The organism is Streptomyces silvisoli, from assembly GCF_029269905.1.
GTDB lineage: Bacteria > Actinomycetota > Actinomycetes > Streptomycetales > Streptomycetaceae > Streptantibioticus_A > Streptantibioticus_A silvisoli_A.
In genome coordinates this window covers 37474-61623 of record NZ_JARJBC010000002.1, presented here as the reverse complement: position 1 = coordinate 61623, position 24150 = coordinate 37474, and the positions used below count along the sequence as shown (strand labels likewise).

General features: G+C 71.7%; 20 protein-coding genes. 6 read left to right on the top strand and 14 right to left on the bottom strand.

The features are described from left to right. Positions 1–148: 148 nt before the first annotated feature. Complete coding sequence (locus tag P3G67_RS03240; protein ID WP_276092102.1) at positions 149–1468, top strand: 6-phospho-beta-glucosidase; 1320 nt, start codon at positions 149–151, stop codon at positions 1466–1468. On the opposite strand, the gene P3G67_RS03235 is transcribed toward P3G67_RS03240, so the two are convergent. Then, complete coding sequence (locus P3G67_RS03235; RefSeq protein ID WP_276092101.1) at positions 1373–3526, bottom strand: HAD-IIB family hydrolase; 2154 nt, start codon at positions 3524–3526, stop codon at positions 1373–1375. The genes P3G67_RS03240 and P3G67_RS03235 overlap by 96 nt on opposite strands. A gap of 89 nt (positions 3527–3615) precedes the next feature. Next, the gene (locus P3G67_RS03230; RefSeq protein WP_276092100.1) at positions 3616–4614 is read right to left on the bottom strand and encodes an adenosine deaminase; all 999 of its coding nucleotides are present in this window, start codon (positions 4612–4614) and stop codon (positions 3616–3618) included. A gap of 102 nt (positions 4615–4716) precedes the next feature. On the opposite strand from P3G67_RS03230, the gene P3G67_RS03225 reads away from it, so the two are divergent. Beyond that, entirely contained in the window at positions 4717–5442 is a 726-nt protein-coding gene (locus tag P3G67_RS03225) for an MgtC/SapB family protein (RefSeq protein WP_276092099.1), read from the top strand. Positions 5443–5557: 115 nt separating this feature from the next. Here P3G67_RS03225 and P3G67_RS03220 read toward each other — a convergent pair whose 3' ends face one another. From P3G67_RS03220 to hrcA, 7 genes are all read right to left on the bottom strand, one after another. Next, positions 5558–6463, bottom strand: coding sequence for a ribonuclease Z (locus P3G67_RS03220; protein ID WP_276092098.1), 906 nt, complete (start codon positions 6461–6463; stop codon positions 5558–5560). A 54-nt stretch (positions 6464–6517) separates the two neighbouring features. Continuing rightward, a complete protein-coding gene (locus P3G67_RS03215; protein ID WP_276092097.1) occupies positions 6518–6877 on the bottom strand; it encodes a histidine triad nucleotide-binding protein in 360 nt (119 codons plus the stop codon). Between the two features lie 79 nt (positions 6878–6956). Then, on the bottom strand, positions 6957–10202 hold the full coding sequence (locus P3G67_RS03210) for a S41 family peptidase (protein WP_276092096.1): 3246 nt from the start codon (positions 10200–10202) through the stop codon (positions 6957–6959). A gap of 67 nt (positions 10203–10269) precedes the next feature. Continuing rightward, a complete protein-coding gene (locus P3G67_RS03205) occupies positions 10270–11007 on the bottom strand; it encodes a 16S rRNA (uracil(1498)-N(3))-methyltransferase (RefSeq protein WP_276092095.1) in 738 nt (245 codons plus the stop codon). Next, complete coding sequence (locus P3G67_RS03200; RefSeq protein ID WP_269854053.1) at positions 11004–12071, bottom strand: nitronate monooxygenase; 1068 nt, start codon at positions 12069–12071, stop codon at positions 11004–11006. Before P3G67_RS03200 ends, P3G67_RS03205 begins: the two co-directional genes overlap by 4 nt. A gap of 85 nt (positions 12072–12156) precedes the next feature. After that, on the bottom strand, positions 12157–13296 hold the full coding sequence (dnaJ, locus tag P3G67_RS03195; protein WP_269854052.1) for a molecular chaperone DnaJ: 1140 nt from the start codon (positions 13294–13296) through the stop codon (positions 12157–12159). Then, a complete protein-coding gene (gene hrcA / locus P3G67_RS03190) occupies positions 13297–14313 on the bottom strand; it encodes a heat-inducible transcriptional repressor HrcA (protein WP_269854051.1) in 1017 nt (338 codons plus the stop codon). It lies immediately after the preceding gene. Between the two features lie 237 nt (positions 14314–14550). On the opposite strand from hrcA, the gene P3G67_RS03185 reads away from it, so the two are divergent. Next, positions 14551–15294, top strand: coding sequence for an MBL fold metallo-hydrolase (locus P3G67_RS03185; RefSeq protein ID WP_276092094.1), 744 nt, complete (start codon positions 14551–14553; stop codon positions 15292–15294). Between the two features lie 24 nt (positions 15295–15318). After that, positions 15319–16146: a DUF3097 domain-containing protein gene (locus P3G67_RS03180; protein WP_276092093.1), complete on the top strand. Its 828-nt coding sequence runs from the start codon at positions 15319–15321 to the stop codon at positions 16144–16146. Positions 16147–16224: 78 nt separating this feature from the next. On the opposite strand, the gene hemW is transcribed toward P3G67_RS03180, so the two are convergent. The 4 genes from hemW to lepA all read right to left on the bottom strand — a co-directional run bounded on the left by hemW (position 16225) and on the right by lepA (position 22151). After that, entirely contained in the window at positions 16225–17457 is a 1233-nt protein-coding gene (gene hemW, locus P3G67_RS03175) for a radical SAM family heme chaperone HemW (RefSeq protein WP_276092092.1), read from the bottom strand. Positions 17458–17512: 55 nt separating this feature from the next. Next, the gene (locus tag P3G67_RS03170) at positions 17513–19414 is read right to left on the bottom strand and encodes an AMP-dependent synthetase/ligase (protein ID WP_391858179.1); all 1902 of its coding nucleotides are present in this window, start codon (positions 19412–19414) and stop codon (positions 17513–17515) included. A 265-nt stretch (positions 19415–19679) separates the two neighbouring features. Next, a complete protein-coding gene (locus tag P3G67_RS03165) occupies positions 19680–20129 on the bottom strand; it encodes a hypothetical protein (protein WP_276092090.1) in 450 nt (149 codons plus the stop codon). Positions 20130–20282: 153 nt separating this feature from the next. Next, on the bottom strand, positions 20283–22151 hold the full coding sequence (gene lepA, locus P3G67_RS03160; protein WP_276092089.1) for a translation elongation factor 4: 1869 nt from the start codon (positions 22149–22151) through the stop codon (positions 20283–20285). Between the two features lie 197 nt (positions 22152–22348). On the opposite strand from lepA, the gene rpsT reads away from it, so the two are divergent. Beyond that, positions 22349–22615, top strand: a complete 267-nt coding sequence (gene rpsT, locus P3G67_RS03155; protein ID WP_269854044.1) for a 30S ribosomal protein S20 — start codon at positions 22349–22351, stop codon at positions 22613–22615. Positions 22616–22819: 204 nt separating this feature from the next. Here the strand turns inward: rpsT and holA are convergent, their stop codons facing one another. Continuing rightward, positions 22820–23806 (bottom strand): DNA polymerase III subunit delta, encoded by a 987-nt coding sequence (gene holA / locus P3G67_RS03150; RefSeq protein WP_276092088.1) that lies wholly within the window; start codon positions 23804–23806, stop codon positions 22820–22822. Between the two features lie 84 nt (positions 23807–23890). On the opposite strand from holA, the gene P3G67_RS03145 reads away from it, so the two are divergent. Continuing rightward, positions 23891–24136 (top strand): hypothetical protein, encoded by a 246-nt coding sequence (locus P3G67_RS03145; protein WP_269854042.1) that lies wholly within the window; start codon positions 23891–23893, stop codon positions 24134–24136. The last annotated feature ends 14 nt before the right edge of the window (positions 24137–24150 follow it).

Below are 24150 nucleotides of genomic sequence, written 5' to 3'. Positions count from 1 at the left end.
TTACAGGACGCACGCCCAGGCTGCCGCCGGAAGGAGTCGAAGAGGGAACCGGTGGGCATCGCTCCCCGCGGCCACCGGCCCGCGGACGGCGTACTCGTTCCGCGCCCCCGCCGCGGGGGCGCGGAAGCGAACCGAAGAAGGAGGCAGTATGCGGCTGACGATTCTCGGCGGTGGCGGTTTCCGCGTCCCGCTGGTGTACCGGTCCCTGTTCGCGGAGCCGGGATCGCCGGGTGCCGTCAAGGAGTTGGTGCTGTACGACACCGACCACCAGCGGCTGTCGGTGATCGCCTGCGTACTGGCCGCACAGGCGCACAGCGCTCCCGGCGCGCCCATCGTGCGGATCGCCCAGAGCCTGGACGACGCGCTGCGCGGCGCGGACTTCGTCTTCTCCGCGATCCGGATGGGCGGCATGGCGGGCCGGGTGCGCGACGAGCGGATCCCGCTGGCCGAGGGCGTCCTCGGCCAGGAGACGGTGGGCGCGGGCGGCGTGCTGTACGGGCTGCGGATACTGCCGGAGGCGGTCAACATCGCCGAGCGCGTGCGGGTGGTGGCGCCGGACGCCTGGGTGATCAACTTCACCAATCCGGCGGGGATGGTGACGGAGGCGATGCACCGTGTGCTGGGGCAGCGGGTGATCGGCATCTGCGACTCGCCGGTGGGCCTGGTACGGCGGGCGGCACGGGCCGCGGGAGCCGATCCGGACACGGTGGGTTACGACTACGTGGGCCTCAACCACCTCGGCTGGCTGCGCCGGTTGGAGTCCGGCGGACGTGACCTGCTGCCCCAACTGCTGGACGACGAGGCGGCGTTGGCCTCGTTCGAGGAGGGCAGGCTGTTCGGCCCGCGGTGGCTGCGCACCCTGGGCTCGATTCCCAACGAGTATCTGCACTACTACTACTTCACCCGTGAGGCGATCGAGGCGGTCCGGTCCGCCGAGACCACCCGCGGTGAGTTCCTGGAACGCCAGCAGGCCGAGTTCTTCAGGCGCGCGGCGGCGGAGCCCGCCAACGCCCCCGAGCTGTGGGAGCGCACCCGCCTGGAGCGCGAGGTGACCTACGGCGCCGCGAGCCGTGCGGCGTCCGGCGGTTGGGAGCGGGACGCCGAGGACCTGGAGGGCGGCGGCTACGACCGGGTGGCGCTCGCCCTGATGCGGGCGATCGCCCACGACGAACGCGCCACGCTGATCCTCAACGTGCCCAACGCCGGGACGGTCGGGGTACTGGACGCCGACGCCGTGGTCGAGGTGCCCTGTGCGGTCGACGCGGACGGCGTACGGCCGCTGCCGGTCGCCGCCCCGGACGCCCACCAGGCGGGGCTGATGCTGTCGGTGAAGGCGGTCGAGCGGGCCACGATCGAGGCGGCGCAGACCGGTTCACGTACCGCCGCGCTGCGTGCGATGGCCACGCACCCGCTGGTGGACTCGGTGACGGTGGCCGCCCGCATCCTGGACCGGGCGGGCATCAAGTGACCCCGTCCGCCGGTCCGGTCCCTGGCCCTGGATCGCGGCGATGATCCGTGCCGCCCACTGCGCGGGGTGTTCGCGTCCCAGGAGCCGGGCGAGACGGGCCAGCCGGGCGCGGCGTTCCGCGGGGGCGAGGGTGACGGCCCGGTGGAGGGTGTCGACGAGGTCCTCGGGCGAGCCCGGGTCGGTGAGAAGTGCCGCGCCGCCCAGCCGCGCGGCGGCACCGGTATGCCGGGAGAGCACCAGCACCCCGCTCAGCCCGCAGGCGGCCTGGGCGGCGATGAACTCCTTGGCGGTGAGGTTCATGCCGTCCTGTAAGGAGGTCACCCAGAACACGTCGGCGGCGAGGTAGTGGTCGATCACCTCGGCGAACGGCAGGTTGTGCGGCAGGTACTCGACGGGCCGCCAACCGCCGCTCGCCCAGGCGCCGTTGACCTCGGTGACGCGGCGTTCGAGGGCGGCCCGGGTCATGTCGTAGGCGGTGATGCCGGGTTCCGGGGGCGGGCACACCAGCCGGAACCGCAGTCGGCCGCGCAGTCGCGGGCAGCGGGCCAGCAGCGCCGCCACCGCCTCGACCTTCTGCACCGGCGCCTTGGCGTAGTCCAGCCGCTCGACGGAGAGCACCAGCGGCCCGTCCTGCGCCGCGCGTCGCGGCATACGGTCGCGGGCCAGTGCCTCGATGGCGTCGCGGTCGATGCCCAGCGGATGCACGCCGAGTCGCGGCGGCCGGGGTACGCCCGCGAGGGTCCGCCGGAAGTGCTCGGCGAAGTCGGCGGTGTGGAATCCGGCCCAGTCCAGGCGGCCGAGGGAGGCACGGACCTCGGCGGCGTTGGGGAGCCGGTCGAAGACATCCGGCGGCGGGAACGCGGTGTGGTGGAACAGTCCGAGCCGCAGATCGGGCCGCGCGGTGTGCAGCAGTCCCGGCACCAGCCACAGGTTGTAGTCGTGCAGCCAGACCGTCGCGCCAACGGCGGCGTGGTCGCTGATGTGCTCGGCGAACCGCGTGTTGACCCGGCGGTAGGACGCCCAGGCGTCCGGGTCGAAGCGCAGCCGCTCGGGCTGGGACATCAGCAGCGGCCACAGCGTCTCCTTGCAGGCACGGTGGAAGTACCCGGCCCACTCCTCGGGGTCCAACCGCAGGAATGCCAGCGGCAGCCCGCTGCCGTGCCCGTCGAGGACGGGCGCGTCGTCGCCGTCGAGGACCGCGGCCGTCGCCCACACCGCCCCCGGGTCGCCGGTGAGCGCACTGCGCAGGGTGGGCAGGATGCCGTTCGGGCTTGACGGCTGCCGCCATCCGTCGGGCGTCCAGTGCACCGGCGGCCGGTGGTAGCCGACGACCAGCGGATACCGGCGCTCCACCCAGCCGCTTTCCTCCAGTCCCGCCAGCACACCGGCCGCTCCGGGCCGGTCGGAACACAGCACGGTGCCGTCCGCCGGAACCGCCGCGAGCAAGTCGGGCTCGGCGTTGCCGACCACCACACCGTGCGCGCCGAGCCGGAACAGCGACAGGTCGTTGAGCGAGTCCCCCGCGACCAGCACCGAGGTCATCGGCCAGTTCTGTTCGCCGGCCAGCGCCGCGAGCGCGGCGCCCTTGTCCACGCCCGGCGGCAGCACGTCGAAGTAGCGTTCCGCCGAGTACAGCCAGCCGCAGCCCAACTCCCGTACCGCGTCGGTGATCTCAGGCGTCAGCCGCTCGGGGGCGAGGTAGTACGAGCAGCGGGCGTCCTGCGCCACCCCGTCCTGGTAGACCAGTTCCGGGAAGCGGCACAGCGCGGCGCGCACCCGTTCGGCGCCGGGCCAGCCGGCCCGCAGCCGCCGCTGCAGCGCGGTGACCGGGGTCAGGTCGGCGCCGTCGATGACGCTCGCTCCGACGTCGGCGATGATCCAGCGCGGCCGGGGCAGCAGCGGGTCGCGCAGCGCCCCGCGGACCGAGGGCAGTCCTCGGCCGGTGGCGAAGACCACCGTGACGTCCGGGTGGTGGTCCAGCGCGGCGCGAAGCGCGCGCCGGTCCTCCGTACTGCCGCCGAGGAGTGTGCCGTCCAGGTCGGCGACGAGGATCTTCATACGGCGCCCGCATCGCGAATGAACACGAGCGGAACGCTATCTGAAGTGCGCGGTGGGTGACGGCGGTTCGGGTGCCCCAAGGGCCGCGGTCACCGGGCGAACGTGTGGGAGGCCACCTCCGCCAGGTAGTCGTGCCTGGCCCGGTCGTCCAGGAACGCCGCACGGAAGGAGTTGGCGGCCAGCATCCGCAGCGTCTCGTCGTCGAGGCGCAGCGCCTCGCGGATCGCGGTGAAGTTGTCGTCCACGTAGCCGCCGAAGTACGACGGGTCGTCGGAGTTGACGGTGACCAGCAGCCCGGCGGCCAGCATCGCGGGCAGCGGATGGTCGGCCAGCCGATCGACGCAACGCAGCCGCACGTTGGACAGCGGGCACACGGTGAGCGGCACCCGGTCCCGGGCCAGCCGCTCGACCAGCGCCGGGTCCTCAAGGCAGCGCAGCCCGTGGTCGATCCGCTCCACGCCGAGGACGTCCAGCGCCTCGGTGATGTACTCGGCCGGCCCCTCCTCGCCCGCGTGCGCCACCCGGTGCAGTCCGGCGTCCGCCGCGCGCTGGAAGACCTCCCGGAACTTCGACGGCGGGTTGCCGACCTCGGCGGAGTCCAACCCGACCCCGCAGATGCGGTGCAGATGCGGTCTGGCGGCCTCGAAGGTCTCCAGGGCGGACTGCCCGGACTCGTCGCGCAGGAAGCACATGATCAACCGGGTGCTGATGCCGTACCGCGTCTCGCTGCCGTCCAGTGCGCGGGCGAGCCCCTCGATGACCGTGCCGATCGGCACCCCGCGCGCGGTGTGCGCCTGCGGGTCGAAGAAGATCTCGGCGTGCCGCACACCCTGTGCGGCGGCGCGGGCCAGATAGGCGTCGACCAGCTCCGCGAAGTCATCCTCGGTTCGCAGCACGGCCATCAACGCGTAGTACAGATCCAGAAAGGACTGAAGGTCCTTGAAGGAGTACGCGCGGCGCAGTTCCTCGGTGGTGGCGTAGGGCAGGGTGACACCGTTGCGCTCGGCGAGGGCGAATGCCAGCTCGGGTTCGAGGGTGCCTTCGATGTGCAGGTGAAGTTCGGCCTTGGGCAGGGGCTTCGCAGGCATTCCGCCATCGTAATGTGCCGTCGATATGCTCGCGTGAGCACGCAAAGAGCTGTTCCGAGCGGGCCGGATCCGTCCCGCCCCCGTCTTCGAGGAGGTGCGCCCATGCACGCCCTGTCCACCGCGGACTTCGTCGTCCGGCTCATCACCGGCCTGGGTTGCGGCGCACTGATCGGCGTCGAGCGGCAGTGGCGCGCCCGGATGGCCGGGCTGCGGACGAACGCCCTGGTCGCGACGGGCGCGACGCTGTTCGTGCTCTACAGCGTGGCGGCCGGGGACACCGGCAGCCCGACCCGGGTGGCCTCCTATGTGGTCTCCGGCATCGGCTTCCTCGGCGGTGGGGTGATCCTGCGCGAGGGCGCGAGCGTACGGGGGCTGAACACGGCGGCCACCCTGTGGTGTTCGGCGGCGGTCGGTGTGCTGGCCGCCTCCGGCCGGCTGGCGCTGGCCGTGCTGGGGACGCTGGCGGTCATCGGCGTCCATCTGCTGCTGCGGCCCGCCGGGCGGCTGATCGACCGGGTGCCGCAGGACGACCCGGACACCGGTCCGGCGCACGCCACCGTGCATCTGGTCTGCGACCGGCGTGACGAGACGCACATCCGCGCACTGCTGCTTCAGGCACTCGGCGCGGTGGGGCTCGCCCCGACCGCGCTGCGGGCCCGCCGCGACCAGTCGGAGAGCACCCGCCTCCAGGCGGTGGTGAGCGTCACCGGCGACCCGGCCCGGGGCCTGGAGCAACTCGTCTCCAGGCTGTCCCTGGAGCCGGGGATCCGCGATCTCCACTGGCATCTGGCGGACTCGTCCGACGAGGACTCGTCAGCGGACGCGTAGGCCCTTGGGGCTTCACCCCCTGGTTTCGGGGGCGTTGGGGGTCTGCCCCCGGCACCCCTTCCACCACGACGGCGCGAACCCCGACGGACCGGACCGGCGGTTAGCGCACCGCGGCCTAGACCCGCTTGGGCACCGGGATACGGTCCAGGTCCCGGGCGATGGTCAACTCGCCGGTGAAACCGGCGGCCCGCGCCTGCTGGGCGAAGACCGCGGGATCCGGGTACCGCTGCGAGAAGTGCGTGAGCACCAGATGCCGCACCCCGCAGAACGCGGCGACCCGGGCGGCCTGCCCCACCGTCAGGTGGCCGTGCTCGGTGGCCAACGGCTCGTCCTCGTCGAGGAACGTCGACTCGATGACCAGCAGGTCGCAGTCCTCGGCTAGGGCGAAGACCGCGTTGCACAGCCGTGTGTCCATCACGAACGCGAACCGCTGCCCACGCCGCGGCTCGCTGACGTCCTCCAGCAGCACCCCGCGCAACTCGCCCTCGCGCTGCAACCGCCCGATGTCCGGCCCCTGGATCCCAAGCTCGGCGAGCCGCTCGGGCAGCATCCGCCGGCTGTCCGGCTCCACCAGGCGGTACCCGAAGGACTCCACCGGGTGGTCCAGCCCGCGGGCGTACAACGTGAAGCCCTGGGTGGTGGTCAACGCGCCGCCCTGCGCGATGGGTTGCTCGCGCAGCCGCACGGTCTCCCGGTACGCGGTGGCGTACCGCAGGCGTTCGAAGAACCGCTGTCCGCTGGCCGGGTAGTACGCGGTTACCGGGTGCGGAACGCGGTCGAGGTTGATGCGCTGGATGACCCCGGCGAGCCCCAGGCAGTGGTCGCCGTGGAAGTGGGTGACGCAGATCCGGGTGAGGTCGTGCGCGGCGACCCCGGCGTGCAGCATCTGCCGCTGAGTGCCTTCGCCGGGGTCGAACAGGATGCCTTCACCGTCCCAACGCAGCACGTAGCCGTTGTGGTTGCGGTGCCGGGTGGGCACCTGGCTGGCGGTGCCCAGGACGATGAGTTCTCGTTGTGACAAGGGACTGTCCCGCGGCGCGAAGCGCCCGTTGAGGGTGGTGGGCGACGGGTGGGCTTATCCGGGCGGCCAGTTGAAGCCGCGGCCGCCGAGTACGTGGGCGTGGGCGTGCCAGACCGTCTGGCCCGCGCCGGAACCGGTGTTGAAGACGATGCGGTAGCCGGTACCGTCCACCTTCTCGTCGGCGGCGACCGCGCCCGCCTCACGCAGTATGTCCGCGCACAGTTCCGGTGCCCCGGCCGCGAGGCTGGCCGCGTCCTGGTAGTGGGCCTTGGGGATGACGAGAACGTGCGTGGGGGCCTGCGGGTTGATGTCGCGGAACGCGACCGTCGTGTCGGTCTCCCGGACGATGGTCGCGGGCACGTCCCCGCTCACGATCTTGCAGAACAGGCAGTCGGCCTGCGGTTCTCCCGGCACGGATGTGTCTCCCTCGGGTGTGTGACCTACGGGGCGCATGCTACCGGGCGCGCCCCGTAGGGATGGTGGCGCGCCGGGCCTACGGGACCGTGGGCGGCGTCTTCGCGGGGGTGGCGGCCAGCGCCTCCAGCGCGAGGGCGATGGCGGTGTCCAGTTGTGGGTCGCGGCCCGCCACCCAGTCCTGCGGGGTCGGCACCACCTCGACATCGGGGTCCACGCCGTGGTTCTCCACGTCCCAGCCGTACCCCTCAAGCCAGATCGCGTACTTGGGCTGGGTGACGCCGGTACCGTCCACCAACTCGTAGCGCGAGTCGATGCCGACCACACCGCCCCAGGTGCGGGTGCCGACCACCGGGCCGATGCCCAGGGCCTTGATGGCGGCGTTGACGATGTCGCCGTCGGAGCCGGAGTGCTCGTTGGCGATCGCCACCACCGGGCCGCGCGGCGCGTCCAGCGGATAGCTGGACGGCCGTACGCCGCGCGGTACGTCCCAACCGACGATCCGGCGGGCCAGCTTCTCCACCACGAGCTGCGAGGTGTGGCCGCCGCGGTTCTCCCGCAGGTCGACCACCAGCCCCTCGCGGGTCACTTCGACCCGCAGGTCGCGGTGGAGCTGCGCCCAACCGGAGCCGACCATGTCGGGTACGTGCAGATAGCCGAGGCGGCCACCGGTCTGCCGGTGGACGTGGGCGCGGCGGTCCGCCACCCAGTCGTGGTAGCGCAACGGCTCCTCGTCGGCGATCGGCACCACGACGACCGAACGGGTCTCCGCGGTACCGGAGTTGGCCGGGGCGATGGTCAGCTCGACCGGTTTGCCGGCGGTGCCGACCAGCAGCGGCCCCGGACCGGTCAGCGGGTCCACCGGGTGGCCGTTGACCGCGAGCACCCCGTCCCCGGCGCGTACCGCGACGCCGGGCGCCGCGAGCGGTGAGCGAGCCGCCGGGTCCGAGGTCTCGGAGGGCAGCACCCGGTCGATCCGCCACACGCCGTGCCGGTCCCGGGAGATGTCCGCGCCGAGCAGGCCCTGGCGGCTGAGCGCGTCACCGTGTCCGCCGGGCGGCGAGACGTAGGCGTGCGAGGTGCCCAGTTCGCCCTGCACCTCCCAGAGCAGGTCGACCAGGTCGTCATGGGTGGCGATCCGGTCCAGGACCGGACGGTAGCGGTCCAGCGCGCCGTCCCAGTCCACCCCCGACATGTCCGGCCGCCAGAAGTGGTCGCGCATCAGGCGGCCGGTCTCCTCGTACATCTGGCGCCACTCGGCCGCCGGATCGACGGTGACCCGTACCCGCGAGAGGTCGACGGTGACGCTGCTGTCACCGTCCTCGTCGTCGGAGGCCTTGCTGTCGGCCGGGACCAGCCGCAGCTTGCCACCGCAGACCAGCAGCAGCCGCTCGCCGTCCCCGGTGACCGTGAAGTCGTCGACGTCCTCGGCGAGTTCCTCGGAGCGCAGCCGGTGGAGGTCGTAGCGCTCCAGCGTGGTGGCGGGCGGCTGGGCCTGCGGGGTGGCCAGCGCCGAGCCGAGCACACCGGAGAGCGGGTGCCGCAGCCACAGCACGCCGTCCTTGGCGGTGCGCAGCCCGGAGTAGCGGGCGGCCTCCACCGGGAACGGCACGATCCGGTCGGCGAGACCTTCCAGGTCGACCCGGGTGACCGGCGCCCGCTGCTCCTCGCCGCCCGCGTTGTCGCCCTCGTGCCTGTCGCCCTCCGGCTTCTCCTCGGAGGGGGCGCCGAGCGGGCGTCCGTGGCGCTGCGGGCCGAACGGGGACGGGGTGTCGGCGGCGAGCGTGATCAGGTGCGGGCGGCAGGCGTTGGGGAACGACAGGTCGAAGACATGCGCGTCATAGACCGGGTCGAAGGCCCGCTCGGACAGGAACGCCAGGTGCTTGCCGTCCGAGGTGAACGCGGGCGCGAAGTCGTTGAAGCGCAGCGGTGTCGCGTCGGCGGCGGCGAGCGTGGTGGTGTTGGCGATCCTGAGCTGCCGCAGCGGGTCGGGTCCCGGCTGCGACCAGGCGAGCCAGCCGGAGTCGGGCGAGAACGCCAGGCCGCTGGCGTCGCCGTACTCGCTGGTCGACACCTCCCGCACCTCGCCGGTCTCCCGCTCCACCAGCAGCACCCGCCCGTCGTGCGAGGCGACCGCGATCCGCCGGCCGTCCGGGGAGACGACGAGTTCCAGCACCCGGCCGAGGCGCCCCGCGGCCAGTCGGCGCGCGGTGCCGCCGGGCGGCAGACCGGTGGCGGGCGCGTACTCCAGGGCGTCCTCGCCCTCGGCGTCGGTCACCCAGACCACCTGCGGCGCGCCCTCGCCGCCCACCCGGAAGGTACGGGGCAGCCGGGCGCGCACCCCGGGCTCGGCGGCGAGCGCCCGGGCCGGTCCCTCGCGGTGGGTCAGCCAGTGGATCGTGCCGCGCACCTCCACGGCGCTGCCGCGGCCGGTGTGGTCGGGCGACGCGTCGCCGAGGTGGTGGGCGGCGCGGACCAGGTGCGGGCGCAGATCGGTGCGCTGTCCGCCGAGCCGGATGGTCAGCGGGCGCGGCTCGGTACCGCTCGACAGGTCGTCCAACAGGTGGAGCCGACCGGCGCTGGTGTAGGCGACGCGGGTGCCGTCGGTGGCCGCCTGACGGGCGTAGTAACCGTCCAACGGGGTGTGGCGCCGCAGGTCGGAGCCGTCGGGCAGGCTGGAGTAGAGGGCTCCGGTGCCTTCGTGGTCGGACAGGAACGCGATCCGGTCCCGCACCCACATCGGGCATTCGAGGTTGCCGTCCAACTCCGCGTGGATCCGCCGGAACTCACCGTCGCCGTCGGTGTCCAGCCACAACTTGCCGGCCGTACCGCCCCGGTAGCGCTTCCAGGCGGCGGCGTCCCGGCCCATGGTCACCGACTGCAGCAGCACCGCGGCTCCCGGCCCGAAGGCGAGGGCGCCGACCGGGCCGTACGGGAGGCGGCGGGCGGGGCCGCCGTCGACCGGGACCGCCCAGGCCCAGGTGCGGCGCAGCGACGCCTGCCCGTAGGAACTGGTCGCGACGATCTCGCCGTCCGGTGTCCAACCGCACACCGCGGTCCTCGAACTCCCCCAGTACGTCAGCCGGTTGACCGGCCCGCCGTCCAGCGGCGCCACGCACACCTCGGGCGCTCCGTCGCGCGTGGAGGTGAACGCGATGTACTCGCCGTTCGGCGAGACACACGAATGACGTACGGGCATGTTGTCCGCGCTGACCCGCCAGGCCCGACCACCGTCGAGCGGCGCCGCCCAGACGTCGTCCTCGGCTGTGAAGGTGATCAGATCGCCGTGCGGATGCGGATACCTGAGGTACGAAGGCTGCGTCACACCGGCCACACTAATACTGGGCTTTTACCAGCGGGTCAGCCCCTGGAAAACCGCTTCCGCATCACCCTCAGGCCCAGCGGCCGGTGCGACCCAGCAGCAGTGCGGTGGCGGCCACACCCGCCGTCGAGGTGCGCAGCACCGTCGGACCCAGCCGGTACGGCTTGGCGCCCGCCGCCGCGAAGGCGTCCAGTTCCTCGGGCGCGACGCCGCCTTCCGGGCCGACGACCAGCACGATGTCGCCCTCGGTGGGCAGCGGTGCGGTGGCCAGCGGAGCGCTGCCCTCCTCGTGCAGTACGGCGGCGAAGGCGGCGCCGGAGAGCAGTTCCACAACCTGACGGGTCGTCATGAGATCGTGCACGCAGGGCATCCGCAGCCTCCTGGCCTGCTTGCCCGCCTCGCGCGCGGTGGCCCGCCACTTCGCCAGCGACTTGGCGCCGCGCTCGCCCTTCCACTGCGTGACGCAGCGGGAGGCGGCCCACGGCACCACCGCGTCGACCCCGGTCTCGGTCATCGTCTCGACGGCCAACTCGCCCCGGTCGCCCTTCGGTAGCGCCTGGACGACAGTGATCCTGGGGTTGGGCGCGGGTTCGACGCGGGTTCGGGCGACCGCGACCTCCAGCCGGTCCTTGCCCTCGACGGCGGCCACCGTGCCGAAGGCACCGGTGCCCTCGCCGTCGGTCAGCACGATCTCCTCGCCGACCCGCAGCCGCCGCACCGAGACCGCGTGACGGCCCTCGGGGCCGGTGAGCGTGAGTCGGTCGCCGGTCAACTCGCCCGGTTCCACCAGGAAGACGGGAGCGGTCATGGGCGGCCCTTCGCCAACTGCTCACGGGCCGCGTCGAGTTCGGCGCCGAGCACGTCCACCAGACGGGCGGCGGGCAGTTCACGGACCAGCCGGTGGCCCTGCCCGGCCCACAGCGCCATCGCCTGCGGGTCGCCGGCCGCGGCGGCGGCCTTGCGCAGGCCCGCGGTGAGGTAGTGCACCTGCGGGTAGGCGGCCGGGGCGTACGGGCCGTGCTCCCGCATGAAGCGGTTGACCAGGCCACGGGCCGGGCGGCCGGAGAACGCCCGGGTCAACTCGGTGTGGGTGAACAGCGGATCGGTCAGCGCGCGCTTGTGCAGCACGTTGGCACCCGATTCCGGGCAGACCAGGAAGGCGGTGCCGAGCTGGGCCGCGCTGGCACCGGCCGCCAGCACCGCGGCGATCTGGCCGCCGCGCATGATGCCGCCCGCGGCGATGACCGGCAGCTGGACCGCCTCGCGGACGGCGGGGATCAGCGACAGCAACCCGGCACCGGCGCCGTCCAGCTGCGGGTCGTCGCGGTGCGTGCCCTGGTGGCCGCCCGCCTCGACGCCCTGCACGCACACCGCGTCCGCGCCCGCCCACTGGGCCGCCTGCGCCTCGGCGACCGAGGTGACGGTGACCACGGTGTACGTACCGACCCGGGCGAACCGGTCGACCACGGCGCGGCTGGGGCAGCCGAAGGTGAAGCTGACCACCGGGACGGGGTCGTTCGTGAGCACCGCCACCTTCGCGTCGAAGGCGTCGTCGGTGCCCGCGTCGGGATCGCCGAGCGCGGTGTCGTACCAGCTTGTCTCACCGGCGAGTTGCTCCCGGTACACCTCAACGGCCGCCGGATCGGCGGTGTTCGGCTGCGGCATGAAGAGGTTGACGCCGAACGGCCGCGAGGTCAGCGTGCGTAGCTGCTTGATCTCCTGGTACATCGCCTCCGGCGTCTTGTACCCGGCCGCGAGGAACCCCAGCCCCCCGGCCTCACTCACCGCCGCGGCGAGCTGCGGACATGACGTCCCACCCGCCATCGGCGCCTGGATGACGGGCAGTAGCGAAAGGTCGGTCAACGCGGCCATGGGTACATCCTGTCACGGCGGTACGACAACGCCTCGGGAGGGGCGGGGGACGAAGCCCCCGCCCCTCCCGCCTGACCAGACCGCGTCAGCGGCCGTTGAACGCGTCCTTCAGACGCGAGAAAAGCCCTTGCTGACCAGGCTGGAAGTGGCCAGCAGGCCGCTCCTCCCCGCGCAGCGCGGCGAGCCGCCGCAGCAGCTCCTCCTGCTCGGGGTCCAGCTTGCTCGGCGTCTGCACCTCCACGTGCACCACCAGGTCACCTCGGCCACCACCGCGCAGATGCGTGATGCCCCGCTGGTGCAGCGGAATCGACTGCCCGGACTGCGTACCGGGCCGGATGTCGACCTCCTCCAGCCCGTCCAGCGTCTCCAACGGCACCTTGGTGCCGAGCGCCGCCGCCGTCATCGGGATGGTCACCGTGCAGTGCAGGTCGTCGCCGCGCCGCTGGAACACCGAGTGCGGCAGTTCACGGATCTCGACGTAAAGGTCACCGGCCGGGCCGCCGCCCGGGCCGACCTCGCCCTCTCCCGCGAGCTGGATGCGGGTGCCGTTGTCGACACCCGCCGGGATCTTGACCGTGAGCGTTCTACGGGAGCGGACCCGCCCGTCTCCCGCGCACTCCGGGCACGGCGTCGGCACGACCGTGCCGAACCCCTGGCACTGCGGGCACGGCCGCGACGTCATGACCTGGCCCAGGAAGGACCGGGTGACCTGGGAGACCTCACCGCGGCCACGGCACATGTCACAGGTCTGCGCCGACGTGCCGGGCGCCGCGCCCTCACCACTGCACGTGGTGCAGGTGACGGCGGTGTCCACCTGGATCTCCTTGGTGGTGCCGAACGCGGCCTCGTCCAGCTCGATCTCGAGCCGGATCATCGCGTCCTGACCACGCCGGGTCCGCGACCGCGGGCCGCGCTGCGACGCCTGGCCGAAGAAGGCGTCCATGATGTCGCTGAAGTTGCCGAAGCCCGCGCCGAAGCCACCCGCTCCGCCCGCACCGGCGCCGGACGCCGACAGCGGGTCCCCGCCCAGGTCGTAGACCTGCTTCTTCTGCGGGTCGGAGAGGACCTCGTAAGCGGCGTTGATCTCCTTGAACCGCTCCTGGGTCTTCGGGTCGGGGTTGACGTCCGGGTGCAGCTCGCGAGCGAGACGGCGGAACGCCTTCTTGATCTCGTCCTGGCTGGCGTCGCGTCGTACGCCCAGGACCGCGTAATAGTCCGTGGCCACTTACGACTCCGCCAGGATCTGTCCGACGTACCTCGCCACTGCGCGTACCGCTCCCATCGTTCCGGGGTAGTCCATGCGGGTCGGGCCGACCACGCCTAGCCTGGCGACCGCCTCGTCGCCGGAACCGTAGCCCATCGCGACGACAGACGTGGAACTCAGGCCCTCATGGGCGTTCTCATGGCCAATGCGCACCGTCACGCCGGAGTCCTTTACCTCGCCGAGCAGCTTGAGCAACACCACCTGCTCCTCCAGTGCCTCCAGGACCGGGCGGATCGTCAGGGGGAAGTCATGGTTGAAGCGCGTCAGGTTCGCGGTGCCGCCGAGCATGATCCGCTCCTCGGTCTCCTCGACCAGCGTCTCCAACAGCGTGGCGAGCACGGTGGAGACCGTGGGACGGTCGTCGTGCTCGAAGGACTCGGCCAGATCCTGCACCAGCGACGGCACGTCCGAGAAGCGGTGGCTCACCACCCGGCTGTTCAGCCGGGCCCGCAGGTCCGCCAGCACGGTCTCGCCGACCGGCGCCGGGCAGTCCACCAGCCGCTGCTCCACCCGCCCGGTGTCCGTGATCAGCACCAGCATCACCCGCGCCGGAGCGAGCGAGAGCAGCTCCACATGGCGCACGGTGGACCGGGTCAGCGACGGGTACTGGACCACCGCGACCTGCCGGGTGAGCTGCGCCAGCAGGCGCACCGTCCGCGCCACCACGTCGTCGAGGTCCACCGCGCCGTCCAGGAAGTTCTGGATCGCCCGGCGCTCGGCGGCGGTCAGCGGCTTGACCCCGGCCAGCTTGTCCACGAAGAGGCGGTAGCCCTTGTCGGTGGGGATCCGGCCCGCGCTGGTGTACGGCTGGTGGATGAAGCCCTCCTCCTCCAGCACCGCCATGTCGTTGCGCACCGTGGCGGGCGAGACGCCCAGCCGATGACGCTCGGTGAGCGCCTTCGAGCCGACCGGCTCCTCCGTGCCCACGTAGTCCTGGACGATGGCGCGCAGCACTTCGAGTCTGCGTTCGCTGAGCATTGCGCACACCTCCAAGCAGTGGTCCCGTTGCGGGCCGTTCGGTCCCTCAGGTACTTCCCCCTGGCACTCATCAGCCACGAGTGCCAGAAATCCCGCAGCCAGTGTACGGCCGAGTAGTCAGGGCGCGGCAAGGGTGTGCCCCCACGCCGCCGCGACCAGCCGTTACAACCCGCCAGTACAGCCCGTCAGCCACGGTACCGCGCGCGTCGTCGGGCGCCCGCCGATAGCGTCGTCCCTGTGGATAACGCGGAGGGCAACGCGTCGCACGCGGCCGCGGGCGGCGAGGTCTGGGAACGGCTCGCACCGGGGATCGCCCGGCGACGGCTGCCGTTCCTCGATGTGACGATCGGCGTGGTGGTGGGCACGGACGACGTGCTGGTGATCGACACCGGCTCCACGGTGCGCACCGGCGCCGAGCTGAACCGGCAGGTGAACGAGTTGACCGGGCGCCCGGTGAGCCATGTCGTACTCACCCACGGCCACTTCGACCACGTCTTCGGCACCGCCGCCTTCTCCGGTGCCCAGGTGTACGGGGACATGGCGCTGGACGGCTATCTGGAACGGGAGCGCGAGGCGCTGCGGGCGGACGCGGTACGGCACGGCACGGACCCCGGGGAGGCCGCCGAGGCGAGCGCGGCGCTGGTGCGCCCTGGCCATCTGGTCGACAACTGGTACGAGATCGATCTGGGCGACCGCGAGGTGCTGCTCGTCCACCCCGGGCGCGGGCACACCGACCATGACCTGGCGGTGGTCATCCCGGGTACCCCGACCGTGGTCTTCTGCGGCGACCTGGTGGAGGAGTCCGGCGAGCCGCAGGCCGGGCCGGACGCCGTACCGGGTGCGTGGCCACGGACCCTGGACCGGCTGCTGGAGGTGGGCGGTGAGACGGCGCTGTACGTTCCCGGGCACGGCGCGACGGTGGACGCACGGTTCGTCCGCCGCCAACGCGACGCGCTCGCCCGGCGCTTCGGGGAGTCGTGACCGCGCGCGGATACCATCTGGCCCATGCGCAGCAGGAGTTATGGCCCGGATCTGACCCCGCCCTGGAAGCGGAGCAAGCCCGCGCCCGAGGTGGCGGCCGAGCCGGACCTGGTGGTGGAGGAGGCCGCCACCGGCTTCTGCGGTGCGGTGGTGCGCTGTGAGAAGACCGCGCAGGGCCACACGGTGACCCTGGAGGACCGCTTCGGCAAGCGCCGGGTCTTCCCCATGGAACCGCGCGGCTTCCTGCTGGACGGCAAGGTGGTGACGCTGGTCCGCCCGGCGGGCCCGGCGGCGCCGCGCGGACCGCGGCTCACCGCCTCCGGTTCGATAGCGGTGCCAGGCGCCCGGGCACGGGTCGCCCGGGCGGGGCGCATCTATGTGGAGGGCCGCCACGACGCCGAGTTGGTGGAGCGGGTGTGGGGGGATGACCTGCGCATCGAGGGCGTGGTGGTGGAGTACCTGGAGGGGATCGACGACCTCCCGTCCATCGTCGAGGAGTTCGCGCCCGGCCCCGACGCCCGGCTGGGCGTCCTGGTGGACCACCTGGTGCCCGGCTCCAAGGAGTCCAGCATCGCGGAGCAGGTGAGCGGCGCCGACGTCCTGGTGGTCGGTCACCCGTACATCGACGTGTGGGAGGCGGTGAAGCCGTCCTCCGTCGGCATCGCCGACTGGCCGAGGGTCCCGCGCGGCCAGGACTGGAAGACGGGCGTCTGCCGTGCGCTGGGCTGGCCGCAGAACACGGGCGCCGCGTGGCAGCGCATCCTCGGCTGCGTCCGGTCCTACAGGGACCTCCAGCCCGAACTGCTGGGCAGGGTGGAGGAGTTGATCGACTTCGTCACGGCGGTCAGCTGAGGGCCCGGGACGCTTCCCTCGATGAGGACGGGTCGGCCGAAGGCTGCGGCCGGGTCCGGCGGACCGGCCGTCGGACGATCAGTCCACCAGGTCGCGCACGACCGCGTCCGCGAGCAGCCGGCCCCGCAGCGTGAGCACGGCCCGGCCGGCCTCGTACGGTCCGGCCTCCAGCAGGCCGTCGGAGACATGGCGGGCCGCCGCACGAGCCCCGGCGGGCGCGAGCAGGGCCAGCGGGCAGCCGTCGACGAGGCGCAGTTCCAGGAGGATGCGTTCGACTCGGCGGTCCTCCTCCGCGAGGATCTCCCGTCCCGCCCCCGGCGAGCGCCCCTCGGCCAGCGCCTGGGCGTAGGCGCCCGGGTGCTTGGCGTTCCACCACCGCACTCCGCCCACGTGGCTGTGGGCTCCGGGGCCGGCGCCCCACCAGTCGGCGCCGCGCCAGTACAGCTCGTTGTGGCGGCAGCGGCCGGGCTCCGAGGCCGCCCAGTTCGACACCTCGTACCAGCCGAACCCGGCCCGCGACAGCGCCTCCTCGGCCATCAGGTAGCGGTCCGCGTGGACGTCGTCGTCGGTCATCGGGATCTCGCCGCGCCGGATCCGCCGGGCCAGCTGGGTGCCCTCCTCGACGATCAGCGCGTACGCGGAGACATGATCAGGACCGGCCGCGATCGCCGCATCCAGTGACGCCTGCCAGTCCTCGTCACTCTCACCGGGGGTGCCGTAGATCAGGTCGAGGTTGATGTGCTCGAAACCGGCCGCCCGTGCCTCACCCACACAGGCCTCGGGCCGTCCCGGGGTGTGGGTGCGGTCCAGGATCTTCAGCACGTGCTGCCGGGCGCTCTGCATACCGAACGAGACCCGGTTGAAGCCGCTCGCCCGCAGCTCCGCCAGATACGCCGGGTCCACGGATTCCGGATTGGCCTCCGTGGTGATCTCGGCGCCGTCCGCCAGCCCGAACTCCTCCCGGATCGCGGCCAGCATCCGCCCGAGGTCGGCGGCTGGCAGCAGGGTCGGCGTGCCACCGCCGACGAACACCGTCTCCACCTGACGCGGATCGTCGCCCAGCACCTTGCGGGCCAGCCTGACCTCTTCGACGAGCGTCTGCGCGTAGTTGTCCCGTGAGGCGAGCGCACCGCCGGAACCGCGCAGCTCGCTCGCCGTGTAGGTGTTGAAGTCGCAGTACCCGCAGCGGGTCGCGCAGTAGGGCACGTGCAGGTAGAAGCCCAGCGGCCGGTCGGCCGCGCCCACCAGGGCGTCGGCGGGCAGCGAGCCGTCGTGCGGTACGGGCTCGCCGTCGGGCAGTACGGATGGCATACGGTCATTGTCCCGTATGCCGCCCCGGTCCGGCCCGCGCGGAGGGCCGGACCGATCAGGCCTCGCGGGAGCCCTCGTACATCTCGTCGATGAGGTCCTTGAACTCTCGCTCCACCACAGGGCGCTTGAGCTTCAGGCTCGGGGTCAGCTCGCCGTGCTCGACGGTCAGGTCGCGCGGCAGCAGCCGAAACTTCTTGATCGTCTGCCAGCGTTGCAGGCCCTCGTTGATCCGGGTGACATAGCCCTCGACCAGTTCCCTGGTCTGCGGGGCGGCGACCACCTCCGCGTAGCCGCGGCCCGCCAGGTCGTGGTCCGCGGCCCAGCCCATGATGGTGGGCTCGTCCAGCGCGATCAGCGCGGTGCAGAAGTTGCGGTTGGCGCCGATCACCAGCACGTTGCTCACGAACGGACAGGCGGCCTTGAACTGGCCCTCGACCTCGGCGGGCGAGATGTACTTGCCGCCGGAGGTCTTGATCAGGTCCTTCTTGCGGTCGGTGATCCGCAGGAAGCCGTCGTCGGACAGCTCACCGATGTCACCGGTGTGGAACCAGCCGTCCGGTTCCAGCACCTCCTCGGTCTTCTCGGGCAGACCGTGGTAGCCCTGCATGATGCCGGGGCCGCGCAGCAGGATCTCGCCGTCCTCCGCGATCCGCACCTCGGTGCCGGGCAGCGGCTTGCCGACGGTGCCGGTGCGGTAGTTCTCGCCCGGGTTGACGAAGCTGGCGGCGCTGGACTCGGTGAGGCCGTAGCCCTCCAGGATGTGGATGCCCGCGCCGGAGAAGAAGTAGCCGATCTCCGGGGCGAGCGCGGCCGAGCCGGAGACGCAGGCCCGAAGGCGCCCGCCGAAGGCCTCCCGGATCTTGGCGTAGACCAGTTTGTCGGCGACCGCGTGCTTGGCGGCCAGGCCGAACGGCACCGAGGGGTTGCCGCTCGCCTGGCGGTTCTCCTGCGAGGTCTTGGCGTACTCGCGGGCGACCCCGGCCGCCCACTGGAAGATCCGGTACTTGGCGCCGCCGCCCGCACGGGCCTTGGCCGCCACGCCGTTGTAGACCTTCTCGAAGATCCGCGGCACGGCCGCCATGTAGGTCGGCTGGACCACCGGCAGATTGTCGATGATCTTGTCCACCCGGCCGTCCACCGCGATCACATGCCCCAGCTCGATGTGGCCCGCGGTGAGCACCTTGCCGAAGACGTGCGCCAGCGGCAGCCACAGGTACTGCACGTCCTCCGGCCCGAGCAGGCCGGTGGAGGCGATGGCCTTGGCCATGTACGACCACGCGTCCTGCGGCAGGCGCACACCTTTGGGGCGACCCGTGGTGCCCGAGGTGTAGATGAGGGTGGCGAGCTGCTCGGAGGTGATCCCGTCGACTGCCTTCCTGACGGCCTCCGGGTGCTTCTCCAGGTAGGCGGCGCCGCGCTGCTCCAGTTCCTCCAGGGTGAGCACCCAGTCGCCGTCGCCGTCCGGCACGCCGGCGGGGTTGATCACCACGACATGGCTCAACTCGGGTAGTTCCGAGCGGCGTTCACGCGCCTTGGCCAGTTGGGCGGCGTCCTCCGCGATCAGCACCCGGCTGCCGGAGTCGGCCAGGATGAAGCAGGACTCGTCGGCGTTGGTGCTGGGGTAGATCGTGGTGGTGGCGGCGCCCGCGCACAGCACCCCGAGGTCGGCCAGTATCCAGTCGATCCGGGTGTTGGAGGCGATCGCGACCCGCTCCTCGGGGCGCACCCCGAGGTCGATCAGCCCGGCCGCGATCGCATACACCCGCTGCGCGGCCTGCGCCCAGCTCAGCGAGCGCCACTGCTCCTGGCCGCCGTCCGGGCCGGGCACCGGGTAGCGGTACGCCTCGGTATCCGGGGTGGCCTCGACCCGCTGGAGGAAGAGATGAGCCACGGACGGCGGCCGACTCTCAATCGATGCCTGTGTTTCGGTCACGACAACCTCCGGGGCCCGCGTCATTGCCAGGTCATTGCTTGTGACTCATCGGTAACCTTCGAGCAGGGATCAGGTTAGACGCCAGGCACCCGGCACGTAAGGGTCTACGGGCGCTTCGTTCAATCCGTGACCAGCGGGATAGGTGCTAGATGCACGAAAAATGGGGCCGGTGGCATTAAGTCGCGCCAACCCGTTGAAACGGGCAAGCGCGGAAAAGGGCCCGCCGAAGCGCCCGGACCGGGACGTGTGAAAGGGCCCGGCGCGCCGACGCCGGGCCCTTGGGTGGAGATCAGTGGCGGCTGATGGACAGCCCCCCGGCGGGCAGCCCGCCGAGCAGCCGCTTGGAGGCGCGCTGGGCGGCGCCCTGCGGAAGGTGCTGGCGCAGGCCCTTTGTCCGGTGCTGGGCGAGGGCGAACAGTCCCTGCGGCTGGTGGTTGGGACCCGGCGCCTGGCCCGGCGGCGGGGAGTCGACCGCGTGGCACAACTCGTTCACCGCGTCACTGCCACGGGTGACCCTGGCGTCGTTGAACGCCTTCGGGATCCTGCCGGTGGACAGCAGCGTCCAGCCGACCTGGGTGACGTCCTGGGTGGCACAGGAGGCGCCGTTGTTCAGGTTCAGATGGCCGCCGTCGAAGCGGTTGGCGTCGTCGGCGAACGCCACCGGCGATGCCGCCCCGACTGCCAGCGCTGAGGCCGCCACTACGAAGATCGCCCGCTTGGCAACCGAGGAGTCAGTCACAGTGCAGTCCCTTCTCTCGCGCCGCGCCGTTGCGCCGCTGCCACCGTGCGTAACGGCCGGGCGGCCCGGCCGTTACGGTACGAATACGGCGTACGAGTGGGACGAGGGCCCGTCCGGTGCGCGGGCGCTGCCGAACGGACCCTGGCGGAGGGGCTACTTCTTGGCCTTGGTGTCGCCCTCGTCGGTGGACAGCGCCGCGATGAAGGCCTCCTGCGGCACCTCGACGGCACCGACCATCTTCATCCGCTTCTTGCCTTCCTTCTGCTTCTCCAGCAGCTTCCGCTTACGCGAGATGTCACCGCCGTAGCACTTGGCGAGCACGTCCTTGCGGATCGCGCGCACCGTCTCACGGGCGATGACCCGGCTGCCGATGGCGGCCTGGATCGGCACCTCGAACTGCTGCCGCGGGATCAGCTCGCGCAGCTTGCCCGCCATCCGCACGCCGTACGCGTACGCCTTGTCCTTGTGCAGGATCGCGGAGAAGGCGTCCACCTTGTCGCCGTGCAGCAGGATGTCCACCTTGACCAGTTCGGACGTCTGCTCGCCGGTGGGCTCGTAGTCCAGCGAGGCGTAGCCGCGGGTCTTGGACTTCAGCTGGTCGAAGAAGTCGAAGACGATCTCGGCGAGCGGCAGTGTGTAACGCAGCTCCACCCGGTCCTCGGAGAGGTAGTCCATGCCGAGCAGGCTGCCGCGCCGGGTCTGGCACAACTCCATGATCGCGCCGACGAACTCGCTGGGCGCCAGCACGGTGGCGCGCACCACCGGCTCGTAGACCTCGGCGATCTTGCCGGTCGGGAACTCGCTCGGGTTGGTCACCGTGTGCTCGATGCCGTCCTCCATGATCACCCGGTAGACCACGTTGGGTGCGGTGGCGATCAGGTCCAGACCGAACTCGCGCTCAAGGCGCTCCCGGATCACGTCCAGGTGCAGCAGCCCGAGGAAGCCGACGCGGAAGCCGAAGCCGAGCGCGGCCGAGGTCTCCGGTTCGTAGACCAGAGCGGCGTCGTTGAGCTGGAGCTTGTCCAGCGCGTCGCGCAGTTCCGGGTAGTCCGAGCCGTCCAGCGGGTACAGCCCCGAGAAGACCATCGGCTTGGGGTCCTTGTAGCCGCCCAGGGGCTCGGTGGCCCCCTTGTTCAGCCGGGTGACGGTGTCCCCGACCTTGGACTGGCGGACATCCTTGACGCCGGTGATCAGATATCCCACCTCGCCGACGCTCAGGCCGTCGGCGGCCGTCATCTCGGGCGAGGAGACACCGATCTCCAGCAGCTCGTGGGCGGCGCCGGTGGACATCATCTGGATGCGCTCCCGCTTGGAGAGCTTGCCGTCGACCACCTTCACATAGGTCACGACACCGCGGTACGAGTCGTACACCGAGTCGAAGATCATCGCGCGGGCCGGGGCGTCCGCGTTGCCGACCGGGGCCGGAACCTCGGCGACCACCTTGTCCAGCAACTCGGCCACGCCCTCACCGGTCTTGGCGCTGACCTTGAGCACGTCGGAGGGGTCGCAGCCGATGATGTGCGCCAGCTCGGCGGCGTACTTCTCCGGCTGGGCGGCGGGCAGGTCGATCTTGTTGAGCACCGGGATGATCGTGAGGTCGTTCTCCAGCGCCAGGTAGAGGTTGGCGAGGGTCTGCGCCTCGATGCCCTGGGCGGCGTCCACCAACAGGATGGTGCCCTCGCACGCGGCGAGCGAGCGGGAGACCTCGTAGGTGAAGTCGACGTGGCCGGGCGTGTCGATCATGTTGAGGACGTGCGTGGTCCCCGTGGCGTCACCGGTGGTCGGGGCCCACGGCAGTCGGACCGCCTGGGACTTGATCGTGATGCCGCGCTCACGCTCGATGTCCATCCGGTCCAGGTACTGGGCGCGCATCTGCCGCTGCTCGACGACGCCGGTGAGCTGGAGCATCCGGTCGGCGAGCGTCGACTTGCCGTGGTCGATGTGCGCGATGATGCAGAAGTTGCGGATCAGCGCCGGGTCGGTACGGCTCGGCTCCGGCACGTGGGTTGGGGTCGCGGGCACGCAGGGTCCTGATTCTCGACTCGTCGTCGACGTCTGTGGGCGGATCGATACGTTGCCCTCCATAGTCCCATGCACGACGGGTGGACAGCGGTTTGGGAGCCGTATGGACCTGCTGGTAGCCTGGACCACTGCGCCTCGTGCCCTCTGACCCGAGGCGCTCAGTCGATTCACTCAGTCAAACCTGAAAAGGCTCATTCGTGGCGAACATCAAGTCCCAGTTGAAGCGGATCAAGACGAACGAGAAGGCTCGTCAGCGGAACAAGGCTGTCAAGTCCTCGCTGAAGACCGCGATCCGCAAGGCTCGTGAGGCCGTGGCCGCCGGTGACCTGGAGAAGGCCACCGTCGCCGCCCGCGAGGCGTCCAAGAAGCTCGACAAGGCCGTCAGCAAGGGCGTTATCCACAAGAACGCCGCCGCCAACAAGAAGTCGGCGCTGGCCACCAAGGTCGCCGCTCTCAAGGGCTGAGCCTCCGCCTCACTCCGTCGGTAAGGACCCAGCGGACCCTCTCAACCGCTCCACACCGACCCCCTCCGCTTCACAGCGGTACGCGCCGCACGCGGCCTGCGTTCGCCACGCGGGTGCGGCGCACCAGTAGTAACGACCGAAGGCCCCGTTGCCGTCATTCCCCGACGGCGACGGGGCCTTCGCGTTGCCCGGGGACCGCGCCGGCTAGCGCCGGGAGCGGGCGGCGCGGGCGATGGTGACGACCGCCTTCTCCAGCGCGTACGCCGGGTCGGCGCTCGCGCCCTTGACAGCCGCGTCCGCCTCGGCGACCGCCCGCAGGGCGGCCGCCACCCCGTCGCCGGACCAGCCGCGCATCTGCTGCCTCACCCGGTCGATCTTCCACGGCGGCATGCCCAGCTCGCGGGCCAGATCACCGGGGCGGGCACCGCGCGGGGCGGTGGCCAGCTTGCCGATCGCCCGCACTCCGGAGGCGAGCGCGAAGGTGATGCCCGGCAGCGGCTGGCCCACGGCCAGCGCCCACCGCAGCCGCTCCAGCGCTTCGGCCGTACGACCGGTGACGGCGAGGTCGGCGACCTCGAAGCCGGTGGCCTCGGCGCGGCCGGTGTAGTAGCGGGCCACCACCGCCTCGTCGATCGTGCCGTCCACGTCGGCGGCCAGTTGCGCGCAGGCGGAGGCCAGTTCGCGCAGATCGCTGCCGATGGCGTCGACCAGCGACTGGCACGCTTCCGGCGTCGCCGACCGCCCCGCGGTACGGAACTCCGTCCGCACGAAGGCCAACCGGTCGGCGGGCTTGGTCATCTTCGGGCAGGCGACCTCACGCGCCCCGACCTTGCGGGCCGCGTCCAGCAGGCCCTTGCCCTTGGCGCCGCCCGCGTGCACCAGGACCAGCGTGATCTCCTCGGCGGGCGCGTCGAGATACGCCTTGACGTCCTTGACCGTGTCCGCCGACAGGTCCTGCGCCGCGCGCACCACCACGACCTTGCGCTCCGCGAACAGCGACGGACTGACCAACTCCGCGAGCGTGCCGGGCTGGAGCGCGTCCGGGGCCAGCTCCCGTACGTCGGTGTCGGGATCGGCGGCTCGGGCGGCCGCCACGACCTGTGCCACGGCACGGTCGATCAGCAGGTCCTCCTGTCCCACGGCGAGGGTCACAGGGGCGAGCGGGTCATCGGTCGACGTCTTCTTTGCCATCGCGGTCCAGCATCCCACGGGCCACTGACAGTCCATCCCACACCTGCCGGAAGCCCCACCGCGGCCGTACCCGACAATGTGGCCGTGAGCATTGTTCGACATGTGTTGGTACTCCCCGACCGCGACGTGGCGGAGGAGGTGGCCGAAGAGGCGGCGGAGCGCTTCGGCCTTGAGCAGGAGCCGCAACTGGTAAGGGAAGCCCTGGCGGGCGAGGACGACGCCGAGGACGCCCAGTGGCTGGTCGTCATCGAGGACACCGAAGGGGAACTCGACCTCGCTGCCCTCGACACCCTCGCCGAGGAGTACGACGGCTGGCGCGAGGAGGAATAGCACCCGCCACCCCG